This window comes from Vibrio sp. 1288, assembly GCF_033344475.1.
Genome location: NZ_JAWPOX010000287.1, coordinates 321 through 859, shown reverse-complemented (window position 1 = coordinate 859; position 539 = coordinate 321). Strand labels below are relative to the sequence as shown.

At 46.9% G+C, this 539-nt stretch carries 1 protein-coding gene; it reads left to right on the top strand.

Annotation, left to right across the window (positions count from 1 at the left end; all coding sequences use genetic code 11):
• Window positions 1-539, top strand: a 539-nt coding sequence (locus R8O11_RS26280; RefSeq protein ID WP_318194749.1) for an alcohol dehydrogenase catalytic domain-containing protein, incomplete at both ends; no start/stop codon positions are given.

The window sequence follows — 539 nt, the reverse complement described above, 5'->3', positions numbered from 1 at the left end:
AGAACCTTTGATTTACCAAACATTTCAGCCGACGAACTTCTGGTTAAAAACATTTCAAACAGCATTTGTCTATCCACTTACAAAGCAGCATTGTTAGGTAGCAAACACAAACGCGTTCCTGAAAACATTGACGAAGTGCCAGTGGTGACAGGTCATGAATACGCAGGTGTGATTGTTGAAGTCGGTGAGAATCTAAAAGATCAATTCAAAGCTGGTGACTACTTTGTTTTGCAACCTGCCATGGGCTTGCCAACAGGCTACTCAGCAGGCTACAGCTATGAGACATTTGGTGGCAACGCGACGTATTCCATTATTCCTAAAATCGCTATCGACCTAGGCTGCGTGCTGCCTTACCACGGCGATTACTTTGCTGATGCGTCGCTTGCTGAGCCAATGTCTTGCATTATTGGTGCGTACCATGCGAGCTACCACACCACGCAATACGTGTACGAGCACGATATGGGCATCAAAGAAGGTGGTGCGTTAGCGCTTTTGGCGTGTGCTGGCCCAATGGGGATTGGTGCAATTGACTATGCGAT